Raw genomic sequence first — 24,425 nt, 5'->3', positions numbered from 1 at the left:
GTGTCCAAATTTAATCCCATAAATACTGGAATACACGTTTTACTTTTGACATCATACGTTCATCTTTTTGTTTTTTGTTGTTTTGATTACGAGTTTTTTGTTTCGCTGGTTGCTGTTGTTGTACCGGCATAGGCGCAGGCATCGGTTCAAACTGCTCCTCTGTTTCTTGAACACTTTTTCCTCGTAATTTTGCTTTTTGGTAAGAGTATTTGATTAATCCAACCCCAATTGTATATTGAGGTTCGCGAACACCGATATAATCTGGCGTTGTGATACGAACATTTTCATGTAAAATATCATACGCAAGATCAAGAACACCTGGCATAGAAGCAATACCACCTGTGAGCACATAACCAGAAGCTACCTGCTTCACTCCCAATTTACGCACCTCTTCTTGAACAAGCATTAAAATTTCCTCTACACGCGCTTCGATAATATCAGATAACTCTAGTTGAGAGTATTGTTCTGTTTGGTCACTTCCCATAATAGGAACTGTGAACACCTCTTCTTCAGAAGCAGTGTCATAAAAGGCATGTCCATATTTCAGTTTAATTTGATCCGCATTCTCTGTTGAAGTTTTTAGTCCAATTGCAATATCCTTCGTTATGTGATCTCCACCAATTGGCAATACACTTGTTGCTTGTAACTCTCCATCTCTAAAAATAGCTAAAGTCGTAGAACCTCCGCCAATATCAACAAGGGCTACTCCTCTATTTTTTTCATCTGATGATAAAGCAACTGTGGCAGCTGCTAAAGGCTGTAAACAAATATCAACAATTTCAAGACCCGCTTTCTCTACACAACGAAGTAAGTTATGTAGTAAAGTTCGTGAGCCTGTAATTAATGTACCTTCCATCTCTAATCTTACACCGATCATCCCGCGTGGATCGTTAATCTCGTCAAGACCATCTACAATAAACTGTCGAGGTACCACATCAATAAATTCACGTTCAGGAGCAATCGATACAACTTGCGCTGCATCTAGAACTCGTAAAACATCTTCATTCCCGATTTCACGATCTTCATTTGAAACAGCTACTACTCCATGACAAGGGAGTAACTGCACTTGGTTTGCATTGACACCTACAACAACCTGTTCAATATGGATTCCTACCATACGCTCAGCTTGTTCAATTGCTTTTTTTATCGATTGAACAGTCTCGTCTATGTCAACTATTGAGCCTTTTTTTAAACCATTTGATTTTACATTTCCAACACCAATAATGTTTAAACCATCATTGACCATTTCACCAATAATGACTTTAACATTGGATGTACCGATGTCAAGACTAACATATATTTCATTGCTGTTCATTCTTTGGCACCTCCTTCTTTATTTATACCATACAACTCCATATATGGAACAACAATCGCAGCTTTACTATTTATAAGAAAAATATTCAACGTCTTTATGCATTTCCCTTTTTTAACCCTATATTTTTCTTATTTTTATTTCATATTCATTTTAAAATAGGCTGTAACCCACAAATGAATGCTTTATCTTGAAATAATTCTATTTCAAGTGTAAAGACTACCGCCAAATATAAGTCTACACTAAGATGTTCTTATAGAAAAGTGAAACTTGTATCAATACTAGTGTGAATCAAAGAAAATCTAAATAATTTTCAGCAAATCGTTCCTTATCGCTAAATAAAATCCAACTAAAAGAACATACGTGCTTATATGCTATTAAAAAGAAACAAAACTACTATTCTACTATTTCTTCTTTTCATCATCTAAATATTTAAAGTATGTGGCAACCTCCAAATCAATGAAAGCCTTTCTACCCGGCTCAATTTGTTTCAAAATTAATGGATAAGCTTCCATCCGCTTTGCAAAATCTTGAATGGTTGTACTAACTTCATAACCTTCATTCATATATAAGGTAAGATGACTTTCATTTGAATTCGTTGGAGTATAACGAATCTCAGAAATGGATCTTAGAATAGTTGGAGTTAATTTTTCTAATTCTGAAATTAATTCTTTCATTTTTTCCTCTTTAAACGGTTCAAAAATTGGAGCTGCGACAGGCAACTTTCCGCTCGGTAGTATATCTAATGTTTTCCCATTTGCTAAAAGCGGTTGTAACTTCCCATCCTTATTAATATAACCTATCGTTACATATTCTTCGATGTGTATGTCAATTTTATTAGGAAAACGTTTCTTAACATCTACCGATTTAATTTCTATTTGTTTCTTTAAATTTTCTTCTGCTTGACGTGCTGTTACTCGGAAATAACTTGTTTCATACGTTATTCCAGACTTTTTCATAACCTGTTCATCTGTCATATAATGATTACCAAAAACACTGATCTTTTTTATATTACTTAGCGGAGACCGAAAATAAATTAAAAAGAGCACTAATAAAAATAAAATTGATATGTATAAAATTAATCGGTGATTGACAGGCGGTTTATTCCTCTTCTTTTGATTTTTTAATTTTGGTACACGATCTTGTAGTTTAATAACTTTACTATTTTTCATGTACGATCCCCCTATGTAACATAAAGAACGGCATGTTTGTCATGCCGTTCTATCTTCTTATTATACCATAAATGATATCGAGCGGAACAGATAACAGTTATCTTCCAATGATTTCTACTTCTGTATGCATATCTATATCAAATTTTTCTTTGATGTTTCTTTTAACAAATCCAATTAAGTCCAAAACATCTTGAGCTGATGCTGTTCCGGTATTAACAATAAAATTCCCATGCATTTCAGACACTTTCGCACCACCAATTTGATATCCACGAAGTCCAGCCCTTTCGATTAAATCTCCAGCAAAATGTGGCAACGGATTTCTAAATATACTTCCGGCACAAGGGTGGCTCCACGGCTGTGTGTCACGGCGATAATCTTTATTCTTTTGCATCATGCGAACGATTTCTTCTCGATTTCCTCGTTCGAGTTGAAATTCAGCTCCTAATACAATGCCTGGAAGCTTTGTCTGTAAAACGGAAGTACGGTAAGAAAATTCCATTTCTTCTTTTGACAACCAAGAAGCCGTTCCATCTTCAAACATAACGTAAGCTCTCGTTAAAATTTTCGAAATATCGGATTTATGAGCCCCAGCATTCATGTATACCGCACCGCCAACACTTCCTGGAATTCCACTTGCAAATTCCAATCCTGCTAATCCTTGGCGGCTAAGTAATGTTGACAACTTAATAAGAGGGTATCCTCCACCAACTCTTACAGTAGCTTCTTCGACTTCAAGATGGTCTAATCCTTCTCCTAAGCGAATCACAACACCCTCTATACCTTTATCAGAAACAAGAAGGTTGGAACCACGTCCAATTGCCGTCCAGTTCACTTTATATTTCTTCACTAAAGCTAAAATCTTTTCAATACTAGAAATGTTTGTCGGTGTAACAAATATATCAGCTGGGCCACCTATTTTCATAGTTGTATATCGAGCTAATGATTCATCTAGAAACACTTTCCCAACCTTTGCTTCTATGAGTTCCTTTGCTAATTGTTTCATGACGATCTCCTCCATATTAAGTCTCCTTATTACAGTAATATGCAGGACATTCACCTAAGGTTATTTTTTCATAAGTTGTTTCATGACTTCAAATAGCTTATTCGCCGCATCTGGAATTCCTAACTGTTTCGCAGCTAGTTTCATATTTTGCAATGTTTGAGTGTTTAACAAAATTTCATCAATATTATGAAGAAGCGTTTCAGCTGTTAAATCTTTTTCAAGAAGCATTTTAGCTGCTCCTTTATCAACAATTGATTTCGCATTTTTCTCTTGATGATTGTTTGTCACATAAGGACTCGGAATAAGAATACTTGGCTTTCCTAATGCAGTCAATTCTGCCAATGTCGTTGCACCAGCTCGTGAAACAACAAGATCTACGCCAGTAAGTACCTCTGGCATATTATGAATAAATGGCTTAATAATAACGTTATCCGGATTTCCTTTTTCTCTCACAATTTCCATAACTTTATCATAATGCACTTCACCAGTAATATACAATACTTCATAGTTTTTGTTGCCAAATTGTTCAATCGCTTCTACAAAAGCATCATTAATCGGTCTTGCGCCACGGCTTCCGCCAAAAATAAGAACCGATTTTTTAGAAAGTGATAATCCAACAGAACGCTTCCCTTTCATTCCATTTTGATTCATTACTTCCGACGCACGCGGATTTCCCGTCATTACGACTTTAGATTGTGGGAAATGTTCCGAAGCTGCTTCAAAACAAACTGCAACTTTATCCACATAGCGACTTAAAAACTTATTTGTTACCCCTGGTACACTATTTTGTTCGTGCACAATCGTTGGAATTCCTAATTTTGCTGCTGCATATACAACAGGACCACATACATATCCACCTGTTCCGATTACAACATCAGGATTAAAACGACGAATATATCTTTTACTATCTTGCACACCTTTCACAAAACGCATAACTGTTTTCACATTATCAAAGGATATTTTACGTTTAAATCCACTAATTACAATGGATTGGAATGGTATACCTGCCTTTGGAACAATCGTACTTTCCAGTCCATTTTCTGTACCGATATATAAAAATCGTGCTTCTGGATGTAGCTTCTTTATCTCTCTAATTAAAGCAAGGGCTGGATATATATGACCACCTGTGCCACCACCACTAACTAATATTCGCACTACAAATTCCTCCGCTTCTCTATTCTAATTTCAATTGTACACATGTTTATATTTGTATGATAAAGTGAAACTTTAATGAGCCTCACCAATCGGGCTATTGCGGGATAAATGACGTTCTCATACATACGAAAAACCCTGTCTTATAAACAGGGTTTAGTAGCGAGAATGGCGGCTTATATTCAACAATACGCCAACTGCCATTAGCATCAAAGTCAAACTTGATCCACCATAACTTAAAAATGGCAAAGTAATTCCTGTAACAGGCATCAGCCCTGTTACAACACCAACATTAATCATCACTTGAATCGCAATCATCGCCACAATACCTACTGCTAAAAACGTACCATATAAATCAGGCGCTCCTAACGCTATACGAATTCCGCGCCATAATAACAGACTAAATAATAATAACACAAACGAACCGCCAATAAAACCTAGTTCTTCTGACAAAATTGCAAATATAAAATCTGTTTGTGGTTCTGGTAAATATAGAAACTTTTGTCTGCTTTGTCCTAGTCCTAGCCCAAATAAACCACCTGGACCAATCGCAAGTAATGATTGAATAATTTGGAATCCACTTCCAAGAGGATCCGACCAAGGATCTAAATAAGATGTAATTCGCTTTATTCGATAAGGTGCTGAGGCAATTAATCCAACAAATCCAGCCATACCAACTAATCCTAACATTGCAAAATGAAAAACGCGGGCTCCTGAAATAAAGATCATAATAATACATGTCCCAACCATAACTGTTCCTGTTCCTAAATCCGGCTGAAGCATAATCATTCCAAAAGCGACAAAAACAAAACTAAGTGCAGGAAGTAACCCTCGTTTAAACGATGGAATTACCTTCTGTTTTTCCGCCAAAAATTTGGCTAAGAAAATAATCATCGCAAATTTCATAAACTCTGAAGGTTGAATGGAAAACGCTCCGATACCAATCCAGCTCCGCGCTCCTCCTCGAACAAGTCCGACTCCAGGAATAAGAACAAGAATAAGAAGAATAAAACAAACGAGTAAAATGACCTTGGAATAGGTTCGCCACACCCAATAATCGACTTTCATAATAAAAAACATCGCCACTACTCCAAGTCCTGCAAATAGTAGTTGCCGTTTCGCAAAAAAGAATGAATCTCCCATCTTATAGGAAGCCCAGACAGCACTTGCACTGTAGACCATAATCATTCCGATTGTTAATAATAAAAGCGTAACAATAATGAGAATAAAATCAGGCGTTTTTTTCATTGGCATTGACCACCACCTTTATAGACAAAGCATTTTTGTCCTATGTAACAAAACATCAGTAGGTGTCAGCCTACTGATGTTTTGATTTACTTTATATAAGTTTATGCACAGCTTGTATAAAAATGTCTCCTCTTTCTTCAAATGTTTTAAATTGATCCCAGCTCGCGCATGCTGGTGAAAGTAAGATAACATCTCCATCAGTAGAGTGAGCATATGCTCTTTCTACCGCTTCTTCTAAATGATTGACAGTTTCAATAATTGCTAACCCTGCTTTTTCAGCTGCATGAACTAATTTCGGTGCAGTTTGTCCATATGTTACAATCGCTTTTACATGTTGTTCAAAATATGGAATTAAATCATCAAATTCATTCCCGCGATCTAGTCCACCTGCAAGTAGAATGACAGGGCTTGTAAATGCTGATAATGCCTTCTCAGTCGCCAACATATTCGTTGCTTTTGAATCATTATAAAACTTTCGGTTATGAATCGTTGTCACATATTCTAAGCGATGTTTTACACCCGTGAATCGTTTTAACACGGCAACAATTGCCTCATTTGCTACACCTAACAATTTCGCAATACTCATTGCCGCCAAAATATTTTCCAGGTTGTGTTTACCTGGTAAAACAACGTCCTTGATTTCAACAACTTTCTCACCTTTAAAATAAAGAGCATTCTCTTTTATATATGCGCCATCTTCAATTTCTTTTGTAGCAGAAAACAATATCTTTTGCCCTTTGCTATCGGCAGATAATGCCATCACATCTGCATCATCTGCATTTATCACACTATAATCTGCTGCCGTCTGGTTTTTAAAAATATTCGCTTTCGCTAAACCATATTCTTTTTTTGTACCATGGTAATCTAAATGTGCTTCAAATAAGTTTAAAAACGCTGCAACCTTAGGCTGAAATGTCTCTACACCCATTAATTGAAATGACGAAAGTTCCGTCACAAGCACTTCATTCGCTTTCGCTGATTGTGCTACTTCACATGCTACTGTTCCTATGTTACCAGCAATAACGGGATGCTTTTCTCCCTCTTTCAACATTTCAAACGTTAGCATTGTTGTTGTTGTTTTACCATTTGATCCTGTAATACCAATAAATGGTGCCTCTGAAATACGATATGCTAATTCTATTTCAGTGATAATAGGAATCTGTTTCTCTTTCGCTGCAACTAGCAGTGGATTGGAATAGGGGATTCCTGGATTTTTCACTACAAGCGCAATATTTCTTTCTAATAATTCTAATGGATGTCCCCCACATACTACATCCATTCCTTTCGCTTGTAGTTCTGCTGCTAACTCATTATTCGCTAAAGGCTTTCCATCATTTACAATGACATTTGCTCCTAAGCTTTTTAATAAATTTGCTGCTGCATAACCACTTTTTGCAATGCCTAATACAAGAATATTTTTATTTTGATAATCAGTTACCGTTTTCAATTACATCCACACCCCGATATAAATTCCTAATACTGCTAGTAAAAATCCTACAGACCAAAATGTTACAACAACACGCCATTCTGACCAACCACATAATTCATAATGATGATGTAGTGGACTCATTTTAAAGACACGTTTTCCAGTTGTTTTAAATGAAATAACTTGGATAATAACAGATAAAGTTTCCATTACAAATACGCCGCCGATAATAACAAGTAATAATTCTTGTTTTAACAAAATCGCCACAGCTGCAATTGCACCACCTAAAGCAAGTGAGCCTGTATCACCCATAAAGACTTTGGCTGGGTTCGCATTAAATACTAAGAACCCAAGTACAGCCCCTACAACTGCCATACAGAAAATCGCTACAGCATATTGCTCTTGCGCTACTGCTATGATACTAAACGCACCAAATGCGATAGCGGCTGTTCCTGATAGCAAACCATCTAGTCCATCTGTCAAATTGACTGCATTTGATCCTCCAATAAGCATAAACAACACAAGAATAAAATATGCCCAGTGTAAATCAAATTTCATATCAGTTCCTGGAATCATTAAATGTGTATCAAACCCTTGCCCTTTCGCAATAGCAAAAAACGCAATGGCAATAATCAGTTGCCCAAGTAATTTCTGTTTTGATGTTAAACCAAGATTACGTTTCTTAACGACTTTTATATAATCATCTAAAAACCCAATCAACCCGTAACCGAACGTTACTAATAATAGTAATGACACTTCTGCGCCTAAATGTTCAAACTTAATTGCCATAATGAGTGTTGTTACCATCATAGACACGTAAATAACAATACCACCCATCGTTGGTGTTCCTGATTTTTTTTGATGCGATTTTGGTCCTTCATCGCGAATGCTCTGTCCAAACTTTAATTTTCGTAAAAACGGAATAAACAATGGCGAAAGGGCAACTGAAATTAAGAACGCTACCCCAGCCGTTACTAATAAACCTTGTTCAAGCACATGTAGTCCCCCTCTCATGTTGTTACTCTCTGTTGTTTAAACGTTCTGTGATTGCTTCTTTAGCAACTTCACGATCGTCAAAATGATGTACTTCTTTTCCAATAATTTGATACGTTTCATGACCTTTTCCAGCAATAATAATAATATCATCCGCTTGTGCTTCAGAAATAGCATGGAAAATCGCTTTCTTCCGATCAACAATTACTTCATAATTATTCCCTTTTACACCAGTTAACATATCATCCAAAATAGCGTGTGGATCTTCACTTCTCGGATTATCTGAAGTTAAGATAGCATGCGTTGCATATTCTGTCGCGACACCTGCCATAATCGGTCTTTTCGTTTTATCACGATCCCCACCGCAACCAACGATGCAATATACATTACCTTTTGCAAATTGCTTCGCCGTTGTTAATACATTTTCTAAACTATCAGGCGTATGCGCATAATCAACAATTACTGTATAATCCTGACCACCATCTACAACTTCAAATCGACCTGCGACACCAGTTAAATGTTCTAAAACATCTATGATTGTTTGCAGAGATACACCAGATACAAGTCCTGCTGCTGTAGCGGCTAAAACATTATATACATTAAACTTCCCAATTAATTTCATCGTAATTTTTTTACTTTCGTACGGTGTAACAAGAGTAAATGTCGTACCGCCGCTTGTCATAACGATATCCTTCGCCATTACATCACTGTGGGTATCAATTCCATACGTAACAACCGTAGCTGCTGTACTTCTTATATACCCTTCTGTTGCTGCATCATCATTATTTAATACGGCATACTTTTCACGATTATGATGATAGCTATTACCAAGCTGAGCAAAAAGTAATCCTTTAGCATGCTTATACTCTTCCATCGTCTTGTGATAATCTAAATGATCTTGTGTTAAATTTGTAAATACTGCTACATCATAATCACAACCATGTACACGACCAAGATCTAATGCATGTGAAGAAACTTCCATGACTGCACTATTCACATTTTCTTCCACCATACGGTGAAATGTTTGTTGAAGCGTCAATGCATCAGGTGTTGTATTTTTCACTGCAAATGTTTCATCACCGATTTTCATATTAATTGTTCCAATTAGTCCTGTTTTATGACCGTGTGCTCGCATAATTTCATCTATAATGTGCGATGTTGTTGTCTTTCCATTTGTACCTGTAATACCAATGAGGTGCAATTTATGTGTTGGCTGCTCATAAAAATAGTCCGCTAACACAGCTAATGAACGAAAAGTATCTTTCACAAGTACAACTGGAACGTCAACATCAATCGGTCTTTCCGCAACAATAGCAGCCGCACCTTGCGCGGCTGCTTGCTCAGCAAAATCATGGCTATCAACCGTATATCCTTTCATACATACAAATAAGCTTCCATTTGTTACCTTACGTGAATCTGCTTCAATAGATGTAATTTCTGGATTTTCTTTTGGAACAACTGGAAAATCATGCAAACATGATACAAGTGTGTGCAACTTCATTTCACTAAACCCTCTCTACATTGTTTATTTATCTTTTTTATTAAATAAGTTACCTCCCACTTCTCATTTGAACCGGGAGGTAACGACCCCATGGTCTAAAAGCAACCATGTATGAATGAGACACACGATTGTCTCATTCCAGTTCACTCACCTTTCATTCTCATACCTAAAAATCATATGTCTTCTTTTCATAAGAATGAATTTTCATGAGAACATTTCTCTAAATGATAGAACTAACTTCCACCAATTGTACCATAAAACACAATCTCTTACCTTTAATTACCGAAGTAAATTCTAATTTTTGAGCCTTCTTTTACTTTTGTACCAGCTTCTGGTGATTGCTTAATCACCTTTTTTCCTTCACCGCTCACATCAAGCTTCAAGTCTATGAGTTGTGTTTGTAAATCTTTTTTATCCATACCAATTAAATCTGGAACTTCTACAGTAGGTGTATCGCCCCATTTATATTCTTTTTCCACTTGTTCTTTTCTCGGCTCTACCCCCATAGCAGGAAGAACATCACGAAGTATATTCCCTACAATCGGTGCAGCAACTACCCCACCAAATTGCGTGATCCCTTTCGGATTATCAACGGCAACATACACAACAATTTGCGGATCATCTGCTGGTGCAAAGCTTATAAAAGATACAATATAGTTATTGTCTAAATATTTTCCATCCTTTACCTTTTGCGCTGTTCCTGTCTTTCCTCCAACACGATACCCATCAATATAAGCGCTCCTACCAGAACCTTTCGCAACAACATTCTCTAACGCATATCGAACCTTCTCTGATGTTTCCTTGGAAATAACCTTCCTTTTCGCACTTGGACTTTTCTTACTGACAACTTGTTTCGTAATCGGATCAACGAATTCTTTAGCAATATAAGGTTGATATAAATTCCCACCATTGACAGCAGCTGCTACCGCAGCAACTTGCTGAATGGGTGTAACAGAAACCCCTTGCCCAAATGATGTTGTCGCTTGTTCAACTGGTCCTACCTTATCAAGATTAAATAAAATCCCTTTCCCTTCTCCTTGCAAGTCAATTCCCGTTTTTTGCCCAAACCCAAAATCTCGAATATATTGGAATAACTTCTCTTTACCGAGGCGATCTCCAAGCTCAATAAATCCAGGGTTACAAGAGTTTTGTACGACTTCTAAAAACGTTTGACTTCCGTGGCCTCCAGCTTTCCAGCATCGCAGCCTAGCGCCACCAACTTCAGCTGCTCCATCATCATAAAACGTATCTTTCTCTAAGTCTACTAATTTTTCATTTAAGGCCGCAGCTAAAGTAATAATTTTAAAAGTTGATCCTGGTTCATATGTACTCCATACGGGCAAGTTTCGATTAAATACTTCTGGAGAAACGCTTTGAAAATCTGCTGGATCAAAACTTGGACGACTAGACATCCCCAGTATCTCACCATTTTTCGGATTCATCGCAATTGCGATCATACCATCCGGATTATAAGTCGAATCCGCGATATTTAGTTCCCTCTCCATGATTGCTTGTATACGAGAGTCAATTGTTAACCTTAAATTCAAACCCGCTTCTGGCTTTTTAAAGTCGTCTCCCACATTAGGCATTCGCTGCCCTTTTGCATCAGCAAAAAAACGAACATAACCTTTGTCACCATTTAGCTCTTTATCATAATATGCTTCAAGCCCCATCAAACCTTGATTATCGCTCCCAGCAAATCCCAACACATGCGCTAAATATTTACCAAATGGATAATGCCGAATAGAATCTTCAGCAATATATACACCTTTTAAACTTAACCCTCGTACTTCTTTCGCCTTATCATGCGAAATTTTCCTTCCACCTTTGTCGAGTCTCACGATAGATTCTTTCTTTGTAATTCGTTTATAAATTTCTTCTCTCTCCACACCTAAAACTGCAGCCAACTTCTCTGCAGTTTCCGCTGGATTTTCGAGTTGTCTTGGTACAACAAAAACAGTTGGCGCACTTTTATTTGTTGCGAGTTCTACACCATTTCGATCTAAAATCTTCCCACGCTCTGGTTCAAAGGTAATATTACGACTCCATGAATCTTTTGCACGATCCGTTAGCATATTCCCAAGGAAAAATTGTACATATCCAAGCCGAATATCGATAATCGTAAAAACAAGCAAGCCACATATCAGTATAAAAATTAGTCGTTTTCTCACCGTTACATTCGAGACACGCATATTGGAACAAGCCCCCCTTACGCCTAGCTTGTTCCAATATATGCTTGTACCGATTTGATTAGAACTTTCTACTTTTGTTTATCACTTTCACAATTTCCTACTGTGGCTCCTCTGCCTCTTGTTGTGGTTCAAGTGGTGGTATAAGTGTCACAGCTAATTCCGTCCCTGGTTGCAACAATGCCCCTTCTTCCACATTTTGCTCGGTTACATATCCTGTTCCAGAAGGTTTTAAATTGAGATTTAACGTTTTCGCTAAATTCATCACATCTCGCAGTGCCCAGCCTTGGATATTCGGCATCTTTGGTTTCTCACCAACTAAGAAAATACGATCACCTTTTAATGTTTTTTCAGTCGCTTTCGGCACTTGTTGCTTCACTTTACCTTCACCTAGTATAGTTGGTCTAACATTCACTTTTTCTAGTATTTTTTTTGCTTCTTCCATTGTTTTTCCTGTAACATCCGGAACGACTACTTGCTGTTCTTTCACATATTTCTTCGGATTTTTTACTTCCTTCGGTTTAATCTTTAAATATTCTAAGCTATCTTTTGTTACCGATTTAAAAATTTCAGCAAGCGGCTTTGCTCCGTATTCATCGTCTTTTAGTTTTGGTTGTTTAATTGCTAAGTAAACAACCAATTGAGGATCATCCATCGGTGCCATACCGAGGAAAGAGAAAATATAATTTTCTCTACCAGTCATGTACCCACCTTTTCCATCAGGAATTTGTGCTGTACCCGTTTTACCACCTACTGAATATCCGTCAATCTTATAGGCATTACCCGTTCCTTTTGGTGATGTAACGACACGTTCTAATAATTGTCTAACTTGCGCCGCCGTTTCTTTTGAAACTGGTTTCCCTACCTCTTCTGGTTTATGTTGTAGTTCTACCTTTCCTGTTATCGGATCTACAATTCGATCAATAACATATGGTTTCATCATTTTCCCTTCATTTGCAATCGCTGTTGCAGCTTGTACAAGCTGTATTGGAGTTACAGTAGAGCCTTGACCAAACGCAGTTGTTACTTGCTGAATTTGCGAATCAAATACAATTTTATTATCAACTTCTCCTGGCAAATCGATGCCAGTCTTTTCATCCAAGCCAAACTTATGAATATATTGACGGAATAAATCTGGACCAAGTTTTTTATCTCCCAAAATTGCAAATGCAACGTTAGAAGAACGTTCAACTCCTTCATCAAATGTAATGGATCCCCATCCAGCACCGCCGTTATGGTCTTTTATTCTCCGGTTGCCAACTGGATACGTACCCGATTGATAATATTCTTGTCCATTATATTTTCCTTCATTAATTGCTGCTGCTAATGTAAATATTTTCATTGTTGATCCTGGCTCAAATGTAGTTGCAACTGGTACATTTAAGTAGTTCTCTATCTTCGGTTTATTCGGATCATAACTAGGACTACTAGACATTGCTAATATTTTCCCTGTTTTCGGATCAGCGACTACTGCCGTTAGCATTCCTGGTTCATAATGCTTTGCCGCTGCCTTCATTGCATTTTCTAAAAAGCTTTGAATGCGCTGATCAATTGTCAAATAGACATTATCGCCGTTTTTAGGAGGCTTTATACTTTGTTTTCCGCCTTCAAGAGGAACACCGTTATGCCCTCCTGTATATCCTACACTTCCATTAGAAGCGCGTAAAAACTTATCTAAACTCTTTTCTAAGCCTCCCGCCCCTACTGTGGTACCTTGATCATTTATCCTTGAGTACCCTAGTATGTAAGAAGCGAAGTCTCCATTTGGATATACCCTAGCTTTTTCTGTAATAAACGAAATTCCAGGTATCTTTAAAGCTTCTATTTGTTCTTTCGTTTCTTTCGTTAAATTCTTTCCTAACGCTCCAAATTCTACTTGGCTCTTGTCTTTTTTTAGAGTCGTTAAAATTTTCTCTTCATCTTTACCAAGTACACTAGCGATTTTTTTCGCTGCATCTTCTTTGTTTTTAACAGCATTATCACCTTTAAGTGCCGCAACAAGCTTATATGAGTTTGCATCCTGCGCAAGAACATGACCATTTTGATCATAAACGGTACCACGGTTTGCTTCTAGTACACCTGTTTTATTATGTTTAGCTTGGGCTAGTTTCCTTAAATCTTGATTATGCACTGTTCCTGTTGCTTGAATATAAAAGAATCGGGCTAACAACAGCAAAAAGAGCAGGAGGAAAAATATCATAAAGTAACCTGCTCCCTTATTGGTATGAAATTTGTTCATGTTCATCTTCATCATTGTTTCACACCTATTTGCATTAATGTAAGCCTTTCACATTATTTGCATTAATTTCTAGCCCGTGTTTTTTTGCAATTTTAGCGATTCGCTCATAACGACTTAACTTTTCTACTTCAGCTTGCAACTCTTGATTCTCTTTTTGTTGTTTCACAATTGTATCTTCTATCTTCGCTGCTTCTCTATCCACTTGATATAATCCCGCTTTATTTCCAATAAACGCCACACAAGCGTATAATAAAAAGCCGATAAATGCCACATACAACAACTTCTCTATTCGTGTAATCTTCGCCTTCTTTGGCTGTACCATCTGCTGCGGCGCTTGCGATTGTACTTGTACCTGTTCTTGCGTTTGTTGTTTGTACTTTACAGCTAAATTACTCATACCTCTCTCCCCTTTTTATCGTTTTTCAGCAATCCGTAACTTTGCCGAACGCGCTCGATTATTTTCTTCTAACTCTACGTCAGATGGTAAAATCGGTTTTCTTGTAATGAGCTTTAGTTTCGGCTTAAACTCATCTGGGATAATCGGCAGTCCTGGAGGAAGGTCTGGTGTTGTACTATTTCGTTTAAATGTTGTTTTACAAATACGATCTTCTAGTGAATGGAACGTAATAACGCTAATTCTCCCACCAGGTTTCACCATTTCAATTGCCGCTTCCAACGCTTCCTCAAATACTTTCAACTCATCATTTACAGCAATGCGAATCGCTTGAAAAACTCGTTTTGCAGGATGTCCGCCAGTCCTACGAGCAGGAGCAGGAATTCCTTCTTTGATTAGCTCCACTAATTCCCCAGTCGTTTCAATTGCCTTCTTTTCACGATACGCTTCAATTTTCCTTGCAATTTGTTTTGAAAATTTTTCTTCACCATATTGGAAAAAAATCCTTACAAGTTGTTCATACGACCAGTTATTTACAACATCATATGCTGTTAATGGAGCATCTTGGTCCATTCGCATATCTAACGGTGCATCATGATGATAGCTAAAACCGCGTTCTGGTGTATCTAATTGTGGAGAAGAAACACCTAAATCAAATAAAATTCCGTCTACTTCTGTAATCCCTAATTCATGTAGTTTCTCTGATAAATAACGAAAATTACTTTTTACTGCTATAAATTGCTCACCATACGAAGAAAATTTGTCTTTTGCATTTTGAATTGCAATTTCATCTTGATCAAATGCAATTAACTTTCCTCCTTCCGTTAGCTGAGATAATAAATAAGAACTATGTCCTCCGCCACCTAGTGTACAATCTACATATGTACCATTTGGCTTTATATCCAAGCCATCTACTGTTTCCTCTAAAAGCACTGTTACGTGTTTAAACATCGTTGCACCTACTCTTTTTCCAAATAATTATGTTGAACTTTTCTTTTTCTTCACCTATAAATGAGTGAAGAAATAAAACGCTACAAGCAAGCAGCTCATTTAACGCACTATGAGTGGAAATCGATTTCCACAAATCGTAGTTTTAATTTATTATATACTAAATTTTATCATTTTTTGCGGGAATTTAAATAAAAACCTGTCGAAAAACCTAATAATACGTTTACATTTTGTGCTATTTTGTCATATATGTCTCTTTTTATTATCCTTAACATTTCCTTGTCTATAAAACTAATAATTCAGAAAAAATCATTTTACAGGTAATTCCACGGAACAAAAATAAAATCCTGCTCCGAAGAGCAAGATTTTATAGTTTTATAACATGATGTGTTCCATTCCAAGAATACGATTGTTTTGTTACTCTTTCCACAAAATCAAGACCATACTGATTCAGATAATAACACACGTTCCATACTCGCTCTTGCGGTGCCCCTAACGGCCGAAGTGCATATTGCAAACGACGAAACTTATTCAATTCCACTTCATGTTTTCTTTCCAGATTTTGTTTTAGCATTCTTTCTAACAGCTCAATTTGTTCTTGAATCTTTCTTTCGTTTTTTCCGGCAAATTCCTTTAAACCTGGATCAATTCTATTTACGAATTGTCGCAAGGAAGAGTGAATGTCCATCATATTCTTTTTCGTTTCCTGAAATCTCTCTTCAACCGGTTCTTCCACTTGATTTGATAACCATTTTTCACGCAGCTTCTCAAGATCCTTTACAAATGGATCCTCTTCTTTGAGATTTAAATCATATAAATCCGTTATAATATCGCGCTCCATATAACTAATTGTAAGACGCGGGACAACAGGAGGCATCTGAAAATCAAACACATGAAATACTTGTTGCAATTCGCTCCAATAAGCAATTTCTCCCGGCCCTCCAATAAAAGCTACTGTCGGGAAGAGATATTCTTGCATAAGAGGTCTCGTTACAACATTATTACTAAACCGTTCTGGACTTTTTTCCATTTCCTCTATCAATTCTTCATATGAAAATGAATAAGCGCCACTTTTTCCTACAAACTTACCGTTCTCTTCTTCTAGCAGTACACGTTCTTCATCAATTTGCATAAATACATGTATAGCATTTTGTTTCGTTTCAATGATAGGTTTATACCCGTATTCTTTAACGAGCTGTTGTTGATTATGAAGAGCTTCCTGAACTTCTTTGTACTGACTTACAATCCTTTTGAAAAAGGATACTTCTAATTTTCTAAGATTTGGATGATGTGAATCGACAAGAATTAAACCTGTATCCGCAAATAACTTCGTAATCAAACGCGCAAAGAAGTCTACATATGTGCTAGATTCTTCTAAAGCCTCTTGAATAAACTGTAGTACATCTTTTGTGAAATTTGTCTCCGGATACGTTTTAAAAATCTCCTCGATCCACTTGCTACAATCTTCAATAGAAATTTCCGATTCTGAAGCACTCGCTTTTTTCGAATGACGATCATGAAAAATCATCTTTTTAATTTTTTTATTTTTCGTTACAAACGTATGATTAATTTCATCAACATCGTGATCTTCACCAGCTATCCAAAAAACAGGAACAACTCGAGTACCTAGGCTGGCTTCCTTTTCTTTTGCAAGCTGTAAAATCGAGATCACTTTATGCACTGTATAAAGCGGCCCTGTTAATAATCCAGCCTGCTGTCCTCCAATCACAACATATGTATTCTCATCTGCTAACGCTTCTATATTTTGAATCGTCGATTGTCCTGCTTGCAATTGCTTATTGTATTCTAATAAATGTTCCACCAACTCTTGACGGAAGAACTTGCGATTGCGCAAATCATACAAGCGCTGTTTAAAACCTTCCTCTGTCAATGCATAGTCAAAACATGTCTGTATCTTATTGTCACTCTTTATATAGTCCCCTACAACACCTTGTAGCGGAACAGAGATTTCTTTTATCTCCATATAATTCTTCCTTTCATATCCTGTTCTTTCACCATTCCAAATTGTAGTCAATGTTTCGCACAAAAGCAAAGAATATAACTTACGCTTCTAAACCTCTTATCGTATTGTATAAAAATGGAAGTATATGTACTTGTTTCTGTCGTGCCTTCGCTTCCTCTAAAACATACCCAACGATCGCTTCAATTTCTGTTTTTCGCTTTTCTCGTACATCTGCTAACATCGAAGAAGTATTACAAGATGTTTTTTGACACACTTGACACACCATATTCCATAACTCTTCTTCTTTCTCTTTTTCAATAAGAAATGCAACTTCTTGAAATACTTGCTTCATCGCTTGATGAAAGAAAGGGTTAGATATTAACTCTCCATTACAAACTCCAAACAAAGCTGTTAATGGATTAATACAAACATTTACAATTAATTTATTGTACATAATCTGTTTCCAGTCATCTTCAAATCGCATAGAAAAGCGTTGCGAAGCAAAACACTCGAATATCGGTTCAAATTGAAGCGCATCACCTTTAACAACACCAAATTTTGTTATTCCTACTCCCGTATGACATACCGTATGAAGATTTTCTTTTTTGGCTCCATGTTCGACAATACCTACAGCTATATTTTCACACGGTAATTCTTCTATAAGCTGAAGATGAGACATCCCATTTTGTAAAAATACGACTCGCTGCTTACTTAGAAAAGGGAGTATATGATTTACATGATATTGCTTGACGGCAATAAATATATAGTCCAAGTTCTCCTTTTCAACACTTTCTACTGGTAATACTTTTGGAAAAACCGTTTCTGACATTTCATCCTGAATACAAGTTACTCCTGTTTTTGTTAATTGTTTCGCTTGCTCAGAAGTTCTTGTAAACAATGTAACATCTTGATTACTTTTTTTAAAATAAAACGCATATAGCAAACCAATAGCTCCAGGGCCAACAATTCCAATTTTCATATTTATGGTCATAAGAGCTTTCAGCTATCCCTTTAAAGCTCCTTAACTCCTCTCCATTCATATATTTGATCTCTATTTTAAAATTTCTAAGTAGAGGAAACACCTCTTTATGTAGAACATATATACTAAAAAACACATCTCACCCTTTAGTGTAACAAATTTACAAAAAAATACGAAAGAAATATCCCATACTCTTCATAAAAATAATAAAATAAGTTATAATATTATTGTAAATATTTTTACTTTTCTTTTTTTAAGACGAGAAAAGGATGTGGTGATATGATATTCCCAAAAGTTGAGCGCTTGCTCATCAATTATAAAACGTTAGACGAATTTAAAAAATTTAAAGGATGTGGCGCTCAAGAGCTTTCTATGTTCGAAGAGTTACAAGCTAACATAATTGAGAACGATAGCGAATCCCCGTTTTACGGAATTTATTACGGTGGTTCTCTCATTGCACGCATGAGCTTGTATATGAGAAGACATGGCGAAGCAAATCTTGATATTACAGGACCTTATATCGAACTGTCCAAACTGGAAGTATTACCATCTTTTCAAAAACAAGGTTTCGGTCGAATGCTTGTAAATTATGCGAAAAATTTACAATTACCTATCAAAACAATCGCTCGTATTCAATCCGCATCATTTTGGAATACATTATCATTCCAACAAGTCACAACTGCAGATGGTGAATTTTATATTTGGCATCCAGAAACTAATTTGAATGCGGTTACAAACGAAGAATCTGCATGAGATAGTATTCATTATGTTCTATCTTAACATTCAAGAACACCTCACAAAAAAAATAAAAACAGCTGCTTCCCAGCTGTTTTTATTTTTTTATTTTTTCTAACGTTTCATTCGTATGAATAACGTTTTCTCCTTTTGCCTCTAAAACCATTACACTTCTTTTTCGATCAATATAATCAAGCAGCGTTCGGTACTCTTCCTCATATACGGATAGACGCTGAAGAAGTCTTTCTTTTTCCTTTTGTAGTAATTCAATTTTTTGTTGTAACACTCTTGATTCTTGTTCATCTTTATATGTTTGCAAAAAATGGATCACATCATCCAATGTAATTGTCGTAGAAGTATGAGATATAACTTTCGGTTGCTTTTGTTCATAATTTTCTCGTTTTCGAATTTGTTTCGCTTCTTCAATACGTTCTTTATATTGCTTTCTAACATAAGAATTCCATCTAAATCCACAGGCTGCAGGTGTGCGAGATAGGTTTCTCCCAACTTCCTTAAAAGCCGACAGTTGTGTTCCACCTTCTCGAATATGCCGGAGCACTACCTCTGCTAGAAGCAAATCTTCATCATCAGTCCATGCATCTTGTCTTGTTGTCACCATCTTTCTAGTCCTCCTTATGCATTTTTTATTAAACATATGCAGTTACTAGAAAAGATAGAATACAAATAGGCAAAGAATATATTTTTTATTTTCTAAAAGCTACAGGAAGAGCATGAAAATACTTCATCTCATTCATCCCCACTGATTATGAGCCCTTCAGTTACAGGAAACCGCGCTCCTACTTTTCTTCCTTGTTTCTCTCCGAACCTTAAGGCGCGGGAGACTTACTGCTCTAAAATAGCGGAATCCATTCAAACACTTTTATAAAAAAACAAAAAAAAATAAACGTAAAAGGATATCCTTCTACGTTTATTTTTTCGCAATTACTTGCTGATTACTTCTTTACCTTTGTAAGTACCGCATGCTTTACATACACGGTGAGCTAATTTCGCTTCACCACAGCTTGGGCACTCTACCATACCAGGTACTGATAATTTGAAATGCGTACGACGCTTTCTTTTTACTGTTTTAGAAGTTCTTCTAAAAGGTACAGCCATTCTTCCCACCTCCTTAAAAGAAATTATTATTTTCATATGAAGGCCTGAACCAGTCTTCCGATTATTTGTCAAAAAACTTCGCAAGTCCTGCTAATCGTGGATCAACAGACTTTTCTTTGCTTTCCTCCGAAATCACTTGCCAGTCTTGACCTTGCATCGGTGTTCCTCCAGAAACATCATCACTGAAAATTTGCATTGGGATTTCCAAAAGTATATTTTCCTTGATTATAGGGAGTAAGTCAAGTACTTCTCCTTCTAAATAATGGATTTCTGCTTCTGTTTCATACTCTTTTTCCGAAGTTTGGAACACCTCAGTTGTTTTCACGTCAAATGGTAATGTCACATCTACTAAAGAGCGAGAACATGGTAAAATCATGCTTCCTGTTATATGTAGATGAAACGTAAACTTATTGGAGCCAAAATCAACTCTACCCGTTACATGAACAGGATCAATCGAACGAATGTCTTTCTCGATTTCTTTCAGCTCACTTACATCTACCATCTCATCCAAAGTCAATCCTTTATGTCTCAATTTGTTTAATTGATGGATGGACCATTTCATATCATATCACCTCAAGGCAACAAACAAAATTATAGCTAGCCATTTTATATTTGTCAATGTTTTTTCTTTACACCCCTATAAGGGGGATGTGTCCATTATGTTATAAAATAAGCATTTTTGTCTAGCTATATTTTATATTTTAGACAAAATAGACACAAAGTAAATAATAAATGTGGTACAAGCTGTGGTCAATGTGGTCAGCGTGGTCAGCGTGGTCAAAAGAGAGTGGTCAAATTTATACCACTCTCTTCTTATATATATTCCCTTAAATTTGAATGTGATTAAAATTCTTCTATTACATATACTTTTACAAACACATCATATTTTGCTGCCAGTTTTTCCAGTTTCTGTTCTCTATATTTTGTAATCGTAAAGAAATGGATTACTGGCACTTTTCCTTTATATTTTTGTTTATATATTTTTGTAAACTCTTCATAGCACTTTAACTTTCTATCATTTACAACCATCTTTTGAGTACGATCTATTTCCACCGCATGAAGTATTGATTCTTCATCGCGAAATTTCACATCGGGGATAATCTTCTTTTTCTCTCCATTCTTTCTGTATCGGATTTCCGTTTCCACTTGCCAATCATCTGGGCAAAACAAACACAACCAAGCTTCATTGCGTAATAAGGCATGAGCAAGTTTCCCCCTCGATACAACTTTACCATCATCACCAAACATTGCATGCCCTTCTTTATTGAGGTAGTACACATATTCTTTCCCGTACATCGTTTTGCTCACATATTGTTTCATATCAGCCATAATTCGATTCGCATTCCGTATACCACCCATATCATGAACGCACATTAAATGCCTTCTTGTTGCAAACTGTAGCTTTCTAATCGTCGCAAGTATCGCCATCTGACGGTTGATTTTGATATGTGTCTGAATGTGCATGTTCCTCCACCTCATATCGTTTTAAATGGTCCCACATCATTTTATTACTAATATAAGGTACTTGAATTTCAGTGAGTCGATCAGTTTTGAAAATCGCCCGCCCTGGAATGCTTTTTATCGATTCTAATCCAGGTTCATCTATAACCACTTGAGAAGCTGTTTGTGTCGGCAATCTGAAACCAAGCTTCGCATCTGAATTTTGCTTAACTTGTCGAGGTAATGTATCTCCAGTTGGATACTGTGTACAAAATATAAGTCTAAAGCCGAGCGCACCACCTATACGTGCTATATGCGAAAGCATTTGCTGACATGCCCCTAGTAATTTCTGCTGCTTTTTATCCATACTTCTATCAGGACATAATTCTGCCCCTTCATCAACTATAATGAAATAGCGCTCTTTTATATTTGTTTCTACAACGTTTGTATAATGCTTCTCCTTCATGTACCACATCTTATCTGCCATTTTCTCATGAATATCATTCAATACTTTAAATGCTTCTAGTGGTGTTTCTGCAATAGACTCCACTTGCTTTAAGTTTCTATATGGTCCGAATTCCAAACCACCTTTTAAATCAATGATGTACAGATGAATATATTCTGGTTGAGCTATAGTAAGCGATGTAACCACATTCTTTAAGAATACTGTCTTACCCATTCGTGTGAGTCCGCCTAATGTCATATGCGGTGTTTTTTCAAAATCATGATAAATCAATTCTTCCAAACTCTGCCCCATTGGAACACACCAACTTCCTTCTGCCACCAACCCTTTAGACCATGACCATTTTTTCGGTATATCTCTATGAAATACACGAATATTTAACTTGTAATTATCGTAATCAATTCGGACTGGTTTACTTAGCCCTTCAGAGACAACATCCTCAACCTTTTGAATAATTTTACTCGGCATACCTAAAGGTAATTTGTATACATACGTTGTACTACAATCATCTTCAATTTGTTTTTGGAACTTCGGGTACTGCAGCTTATCTTCCTTTTTTATTGCAATTCCTGATACTTCAAAGAATACTTGTATTTTGTATTTATCGTCATCCTTACTTTTAAATCGATCACCATATAGAGCGAAAAATAATGCTGCCACTGGGACAGACAATAACTCCAACATAAAATCACTCCCCATATCCCTCTAATGGAGGGTATATATCCCTGTTTCAAGGAATACGTGCATACAAGCTTAACCACTTGTGTTACATATAGTGGTGGATTTCCACATCACATTCCTTCATAGAAACAAAACGAGAACATAACGTAGAAGGTATACGAACGAGCCTGTGAGCGTTGTGTACAAGGTGACATTTGGAAGCCAATGTGGAATACTCTTTCCCATTTTTTCAGCTACTTTCATTCCAATTACAGATAAGCCTGTTGCCGTCCAAATAATCATTGCTTCCCCTGCAAGTGTCATCTTTATTCCTCCTCTTCCTTCTCACGAAATTTAATCCCCGATCTTGTAAGAACAACATCGTAGCAATCCATTAAAATTTCCCAATTAAGAATATCTTCTTCCTCTCCATATAAATCTTCTTCAACAACTTGCGAAAGACTAAAGTATCCTTTGTAGTCCTTATCATTGAATACATTGTGCTTTTTCATATGGTTGAGAATGGATTCCGTCTCTGCTCTTGACCTAGATTCGTTGTACATTTGACGCAATTCTTTTGAAGGATGTAGATATGGAGTTGTGTTTAAATGATTATACTGCCAACGCATATACCTCTCTCCCTTCTTGATGTCCTTGATTCCACGTAGGCTTCCTCGTGGTCTTGATATAGGTATATGACTTAGAAGTCGCAAACTTGTTTGTCCAATAATAAAAAAATCAAAAGGTTTTTCAAAAGATTGATTGAATGTTTTAAAAGGAGGGATTTTATGAATTGTAAATTGAAAGTAATTTTAGCTGAAAGAATGATTAAACAATCAGCATTAGCGAAACGTGCTGGAATAACAGATCAAACGTTAAGTATGATAGTAAGAGGAAAAAGTGAACCGACATTACGGGTCGCTATGCGTATAGCAAAAGCACTTGATATGAAAGTGGAGGACATATGGAATGAAGAAAAGGAGTGAATTTTATGGAGTTACGAAAAACAGCTGACGGAGAAACTTTTATTATTGAATTGAAAGAAAAGAAAAGTTCTACAGGAAACCAATTAAAAAGACTTATATACTTTCTAATTGGTGTGTTTGGCTTATTAATTTCAGTAGTATTACTTTTTACTATAATCGGGATTTTGCCAGGTATAGGATTGGCATTTTTCTCTGTCCTTTTTATATATGGAGCGATGGGAAAGCAGCTTGTAAAATGTCCAAATTGTACTAAAAAACAATATGTTGTACATAAGGCCGAGGGGTTTATTTGTCGTAGATGTAATAAGCGTACTCTAATTGAATGGAAATAAAAAAGATGGGTCCCCTAAATCGGAGACCCATCTTTTTACTTCACATATACATAGGCTTTGCTCGCTGTGATATAGTATGTTTTTCCTTTACTATTGTGCACTTTGTATTGTGGGGAACCGTTAACAGTTACTTTTGCATCAATCGTAAATCCTAATCCTGCATCAACTGTACCA

General features: G+C 36.4%; 24 protein-coding genes and 1 pseudogene. 3 read left to right on the top strand and 22 right to left on the bottom strand.

Annotated elements, in window-relative coordinates:
* Window positions 1–10 precede the first annotated feature (10 nt).
* From ftsA to panE, 14 genes are all read right to left on the bottom strand, one after another.
* Entirely contained in the window at window positions 11–1,315 is a 1,305-nt protein-coding gene (gene ftsA / locus MR058_RS13430; protein ID WP_242144479.1) for a cell division protein FtsA, read from the bottom strand.
* 401 nt (window positions 1,316–1,716) lie between these two features.
* Window positions 1,717–2,484: a cell division protein DivIB gene (divIB, locus tag MR058_RS13425; protein WP_242144478.1), complete on the bottom strand. Its 768-nt coding sequence runs from the start codon at window positions 2,482–2,484 to the stop codon at window positions 1,717–1,719.
* A 97-nt stretch (window positions 2,485–2,581) separates the two neighbouring features.
* Window positions 2,582–3,487, bottom strand: a complete 906-nt coding sequence (murB, locus tag MR058_RS13420; RefSeq protein ID WP_242144477.1) for a UDP-N-acetylmuramate dehydrogenase — start codon at window positions 3,485–3,487, stop codon at window positions 2,582–2,584.
* Between the two features lie 60 nt (window positions 3,488–3,547).
* Complete coding sequence (gene murG / locus MR058_RS13415; protein WP_242144476.1) at window positions 3,548–4,642, bottom strand: undecaprenyldiphospho-muramoylpentapeptide beta-N-acetylglucosaminyltransferase; 1,095 nt, start codon at window positions 4,640–4,642, stop codon at window positions 3,548–3,550.
* 153 nt (window positions 4,643–4,795) lie between these two features.
* Window positions 4,796–5,893: a stage V sporulation protein E gene (spoVE, locus tag MR058_RS13410; protein WP_242144475.1), complete on the bottom strand. Its 1,098-nt coding sequence runs from the start codon at window positions 5,891–5,893 to the stop codon at window positions 4,796–4,798.
* Window positions 5,894–5,978: 85 nt separating this feature from the next.
* Window positions 5,979–7,334 (bottom strand): UDP-N-acetylmuramoyl-L-alanine--D-glutamate ligase, encoded by a 1,356-nt coding sequence (murD, locus tag MR058_RS13405; protein ID WP_242144474.1) that lies wholly within the window; start codon window positions 7,332–7,334, stop codon window positions 5,979–5,981.
* A complete protein-coding gene (mraY, locus tag MR058_RS13400) occupies window positions 7,335–8,309 on the bottom strand; it encodes a phospho-N-acetylmuramoyl-pentapeptide-transferase (RefSeq protein ID WP_242144473.1) in 975 nt (324 codons plus the stop codon). It lies immediately after the preceding gene.
* 22 nt (window positions 8,310–8,331) lie between these two features.
* Complete coding sequence (locus tag MR058_RS13395; RefSeq protein ID WP_242144472.1) at window positions 8,332–9,807, bottom strand: UDP-N-acetylmuramoyl-L-alanyl-D-glutamate--2,6-diaminopimelate ligase; 1,476 nt, start codon at window positions 9,805–9,807, stop codon at window positions 8,332–8,334.
* Between the two features lie 275 nt (window positions 9,808–10,082).
* Window positions 10,083–11,999 (bottom strand): stage V sporulation protein D, encoded by a 1,917-nt coding sequence (locus tag MR058_RS13390; protein ID WP_242144471.1) that lies wholly within the window; start codon window positions 11,997–11,999, stop codon window positions 10,083–10,085.
* 97 nt (window positions 12,000–12,096) lie between these two features.
* On the bottom strand, window positions 12,097–14,247 hold the full coding sequence (locus tag MR058_RS13385; protein WP_242144615.1) for a penicillin-binding protein: 2,151 nt from the start codon (window positions 14,245–14,247) through the stop codon (window positions 12,097–12,099).
* A gap of 22 nt (window positions 14,248–14,269) precedes the next feature.
* Window positions 14,270–14,632, bottom strand: a complete 363-nt coding sequence (gene ftsL, locus MR058_RS13380; protein WP_242144470.1) for a cell division protein FtsL — start codon at window positions 14,630–14,632, stop codon at window positions 14,270–14,272.
* Window positions 14,633–14,647: 15 nt separating this feature from the next.
* Window positions 14,648–15,580 (bottom strand): 16S rRNA (cytosine(1402)-N(4))-methyltransferase RsmH, encoded by a 933-nt coding sequence (gene rsmH, locus MR058_RS13375; protein ID WP_242144469.1) that lies wholly within the window; start codon window positions 15,578–15,580, stop codon window positions 14,648–14,650.
* A 364-nt stretch (window positions 15,581–15,944) separates the two neighbouring features.
* Window positions 15,945–17,561 carry a bacillithiol biosynthesis cysteine-adding enzyme BshC gene (gene bshC, locus MR058_RS13370; protein ID WP_242144468.1) on the bottom strand — a complete coding sequence of 539 codons (1,617 nt, stop codon included), beginning with the start codon at window positions 17,559–17,561 and terminating at the stop codon, window positions 15,945–15,947.
* Window positions 17,562–17,640: 79 nt separating this feature from the next.
* Entirely contained in the window at window positions 17,641–18,525 is an 885-nt protein-coding gene (gene panE / locus MR058_RS13365) for a 2-dehydropantoate 2-reductase (protein WP_242144614.1), read from the bottom strand.
* A gap of 273 nt (window positions 18,526–18,798) precedes the next feature.
* Here panE and MR058_RS13360 point away from each other — a divergent pair, with 273 nt between their 5' ends.
* Entirely contained in the window at window positions 18,799–19,272 is a 474-nt protein-coding gene (locus MR058_RS13360; RefSeq protein WP_242144467.1) for an N-acetyltransferase, read from the top strand.
* Window positions 19,273–19,351: 79 nt separating this feature from the next.
* On the opposite strand, the gene MR058_RS13355 is transcribed toward MR058_RS13360, so the two are convergent.
* The 7 genes from MR058_RS13355 to MR058_RS13325 all read right to left on the bottom strand — a co-directional run bounded on the left by MR058_RS13355 (window position 19,352) and on the right by MR058_RS13325 (window position 23,562).
* Window positions 19,352–19,873 carry an RsfA family transcriptional regulator gene (locus MR058_RS13355; RefSeq protein ID WP_242144466.1) on the bottom strand — a complete coding sequence of 174 codons (522 nt, stop codon included), beginning with the start codon at window positions 19,871–19,873 and terminating at the stop codon, window positions 19,352–19,354.
* Window positions 19,874–20,196: 323 nt separating this feature from the next.
* Window positions 20,197–20,370, bottom strand: coding sequence for a 50S ribosomal protein L32 (gene rpmF, locus MR058_RS13350; protein ID WP_001984764.1), 174 nt, complete (start codon window positions 20,368–20,370; stop codon window positions 20,197–20,199).
* Between the two features lie 61 nt (window positions 20,371–20,431).
* Complete coding sequence (locus MR058_RS13345) at window positions 20,432–20,932, bottom strand: YceD family protein (protein WP_242144465.1); 501 nt, start codon at window positions 20,930–20,932, stop codon at window positions 20,432–20,434.
* A gap of 281 nt (window positions 20,933–21,213) precedes the next feature.
* Window positions 21,214–21,834, bottom strand: coding sequence for a replication-relaxation family protein (locus tag MR058_RS13340; RefSeq protein WP_041809924.1), 621 nt, complete (start codon window positions 21,832–21,834; stop codon window positions 21,214–21,216).
* Complete coding sequence (locus tag MR058_RS13335; protein WP_012095018.1) at window positions 21,776–22,957, bottom strand: FtsK/SpoIIIE domain-containing protein; 1,182 nt, start codon at window positions 22,955–22,957, stop codon at window positions 21,776–21,778. Before MR058_RS13335 ends, MR058_RS13340 begins: the two co-directional genes overlap by 59 nt.
* A 117-nt stretch (window positions 22,958–23,074) precedes the next feature.
* On the bottom strand, window positions 23,075–23,257 hold the full coding sequence (locus MR058_RS13330; protein ID WP_012095019.1) for a hypothetical protein: 183 nt from the start codon (window positions 23,255–23,257) through the stop codon (window positions 23,075–23,077).
* A 2-nt stretch (window positions 23,258–23,259) separates the two neighbouring features.
* The gene (locus MR058_RS13325; protein WP_012095020.1) at window positions 23,260–23,562 is read right to left on the bottom strand and encodes a hypothetical protein; all 303 of its coding nucleotides are present in this window, start codon (window positions 23,560–23,562) and stop codon (window positions 23,260–23,262) included.
* 159 nt (window positions 23,563–23,721) lie between these two features.
* Between MR058_RS13325 and MR058_RS13320 the strand changes: the two genes are divergently transcribed.
* Both MR058_RS13320 and MR058_RS13315 read left to right on the top strand, forming a co-directional pair.
* Window positions 23,722–23,919, top strand: a complete 198-nt coding sequence (locus MR058_RS13320) for a helix-turn-helix transcriptional regulator (protein ID WP_012095022.1) — start codon at window positions 23,722–23,724, stop codon at window positions 23,917–23,919.
* A 5-nt stretch (window positions 23,920–23,924) separates the two neighbouring features.
* On the top strand, window positions 23,925–24,251 hold the full coding sequence (locus MR058_RS13315) for a hypothetical protein (protein ID WP_041809926.1): 327 nt from the start codon (window positions 23,925–23,927) through the stop codon (window positions 24,249–24,251).
* A 35-nt stretch (window positions 24,252–24,286) separates the two neighbouring features.
* Here MR058_RS13315 and MR058_RS13310 read toward each other — a convergent pair.
* Window positions 24,287–24,425: pseudogene (locus tag MR058_RS13310) on the bottom strand (N-acetylmuramoyl-L-alanine amidase); the annotation flags it as partial.

This window comes from Bacillus cereus group sp. BfR-BA-01430, assembly GCF_022663115.1.
GTDB classification, from domain to species: domain Bacteria; phylum Bacillota; class Bacilli; order Bacillales; family Bacillaceae_G; genus Bacillus_A; species Bacillus_A cereus_BD.
Note: the sequence above shows the minus strand (reverse complement) of the source record. Positions and strands in the feature narration are given on the sequence as shown.

Coding starts and splice junctions, on each gene's coding strand:
- MR058_RS13395 (WP_242144472.1), bottom strand. CDS start 9,807: ATGAAGTTGCACACACTTGTATCATGTTTGCATGATTTTCCAGTTGTT.
- divIB (WP_242144478.1), bottom strand. CDS start 2,484: ATGAAAAATAGTAAAGTTATTAAACTACAAGATCGTGTACCAAAATTA.
- murB (WP_242144477.1), bottom strand. CDS start 3,487: ATGAAACAATTAGCAAAGGAACTCATAGAAGCAAAGGTTGGGAAAGTG.
- MR058_RS13385 (WP_242144615.1), bottom strand. CDS start 14,247: ATGAAGATGAACATGAACAAATTTCATACCAATAAGGGAGCAGGTTAC.
- MR058_RS13390 (WP_242144471.1), bottom strand. CDS start 11,999: ATGCGTGTCTCGAATGTAACGGTGAGAAAACGACTAATTTTTATACTG.
- MR058_RS13360 (WP_242144467.1), top strand. CDS start 18,799: ATGATATTCCCAAAAGTTGAGCGCTTGCTCATCAATTATAAAACGTTA.
- bshC (WP_242144468.1), bottom strand. CDS start 17,561: ATGGAGATAAAAGAAATCTCTGTTCCGCTACAAGGTGTTGTAGGGGAC.
- MR058_RS13330 (WP_012095019.1), bottom strand. CDS start 23,257: ATGACACTTGCAGGGGAAGCAATGATTATTTGGACGGCAACAGGCTTA.
- MR058_RS13355 (WP_242144466.1), bottom strand. CDS start 19,873: ATGGTGACAACAAGACAAGATGCATGGACTGATGATGAAGATTTGCTT.
- MR058_RS13325 (WP_012095020.1), bottom strand. CDS start 23,562: ATGCGTTGGCAGTATAATCATTTAAACACAACTCCATATCTACATCCT.
- MR058_RS13320 (WP_012095022.1), top strand. CDS start 23,722: ATGAATTGTAAATTGAAAGTAATTTTAGCTGAAAGAATGATTAAACAA.
- MR058_RS13335 (WP_012095018.1), bottom strand. CDS start 22,957: ATGTTGGAGTTATTGTCTGTCCCAGTGGCAGCATTATTTTTCGCTCTA.
- MR058_RS13345 (WP_242144465.1), bottom strand. CDS start 20,932: ATGAAATGGTCCATCCATCAATTAAACAAATTGAGACATAAAGGATTG.
- MR058_RS13340 (WP_041809924.1), bottom strand. CDS start 21,834: ATGCACATTCAGACACATATCAAAATCAACCGTCAGATGGCGATACTT.
- MR058_RS13315 (WP_041809926.1), top strand. CDS start 23,925: ATGGAGTTACGAAAAACAGCTGACGGAGAAACTTTTATTATTGAATTG.
- rsmH (WP_242144469.1), bottom strand. CDS start 15,580: ATGTTTAAACACGTAACAGTGCTTTTAGAGGAAACAGTAGATGGCTTG.
- ftsA (WP_242144479.1), bottom strand. CDS start 1,315: ATGAACAGCAATGAAATATATGTTAGTCTTGACATCGGTACATCCAAT.
- ftsL (WP_242144470.1), bottom strand. CDS start 14,632: ATGAGTAATTTAGCTGTAAAGTACAAACAACAAACGCAAGAACAGGTA.
- rpmF (WP_001984764.1), bottom strand. CDS start 20,370: ATGGCTGTACCTTTTAGAAGAACTTCTAAAACAGTAAAAAGAAAGCGT.
- spoVE (WP_242144475.1), bottom strand. CDS start 5,893: ATGCCAATGAAAAAAACGCCTGATTTTATTCTCATTATTGTTACGCTT.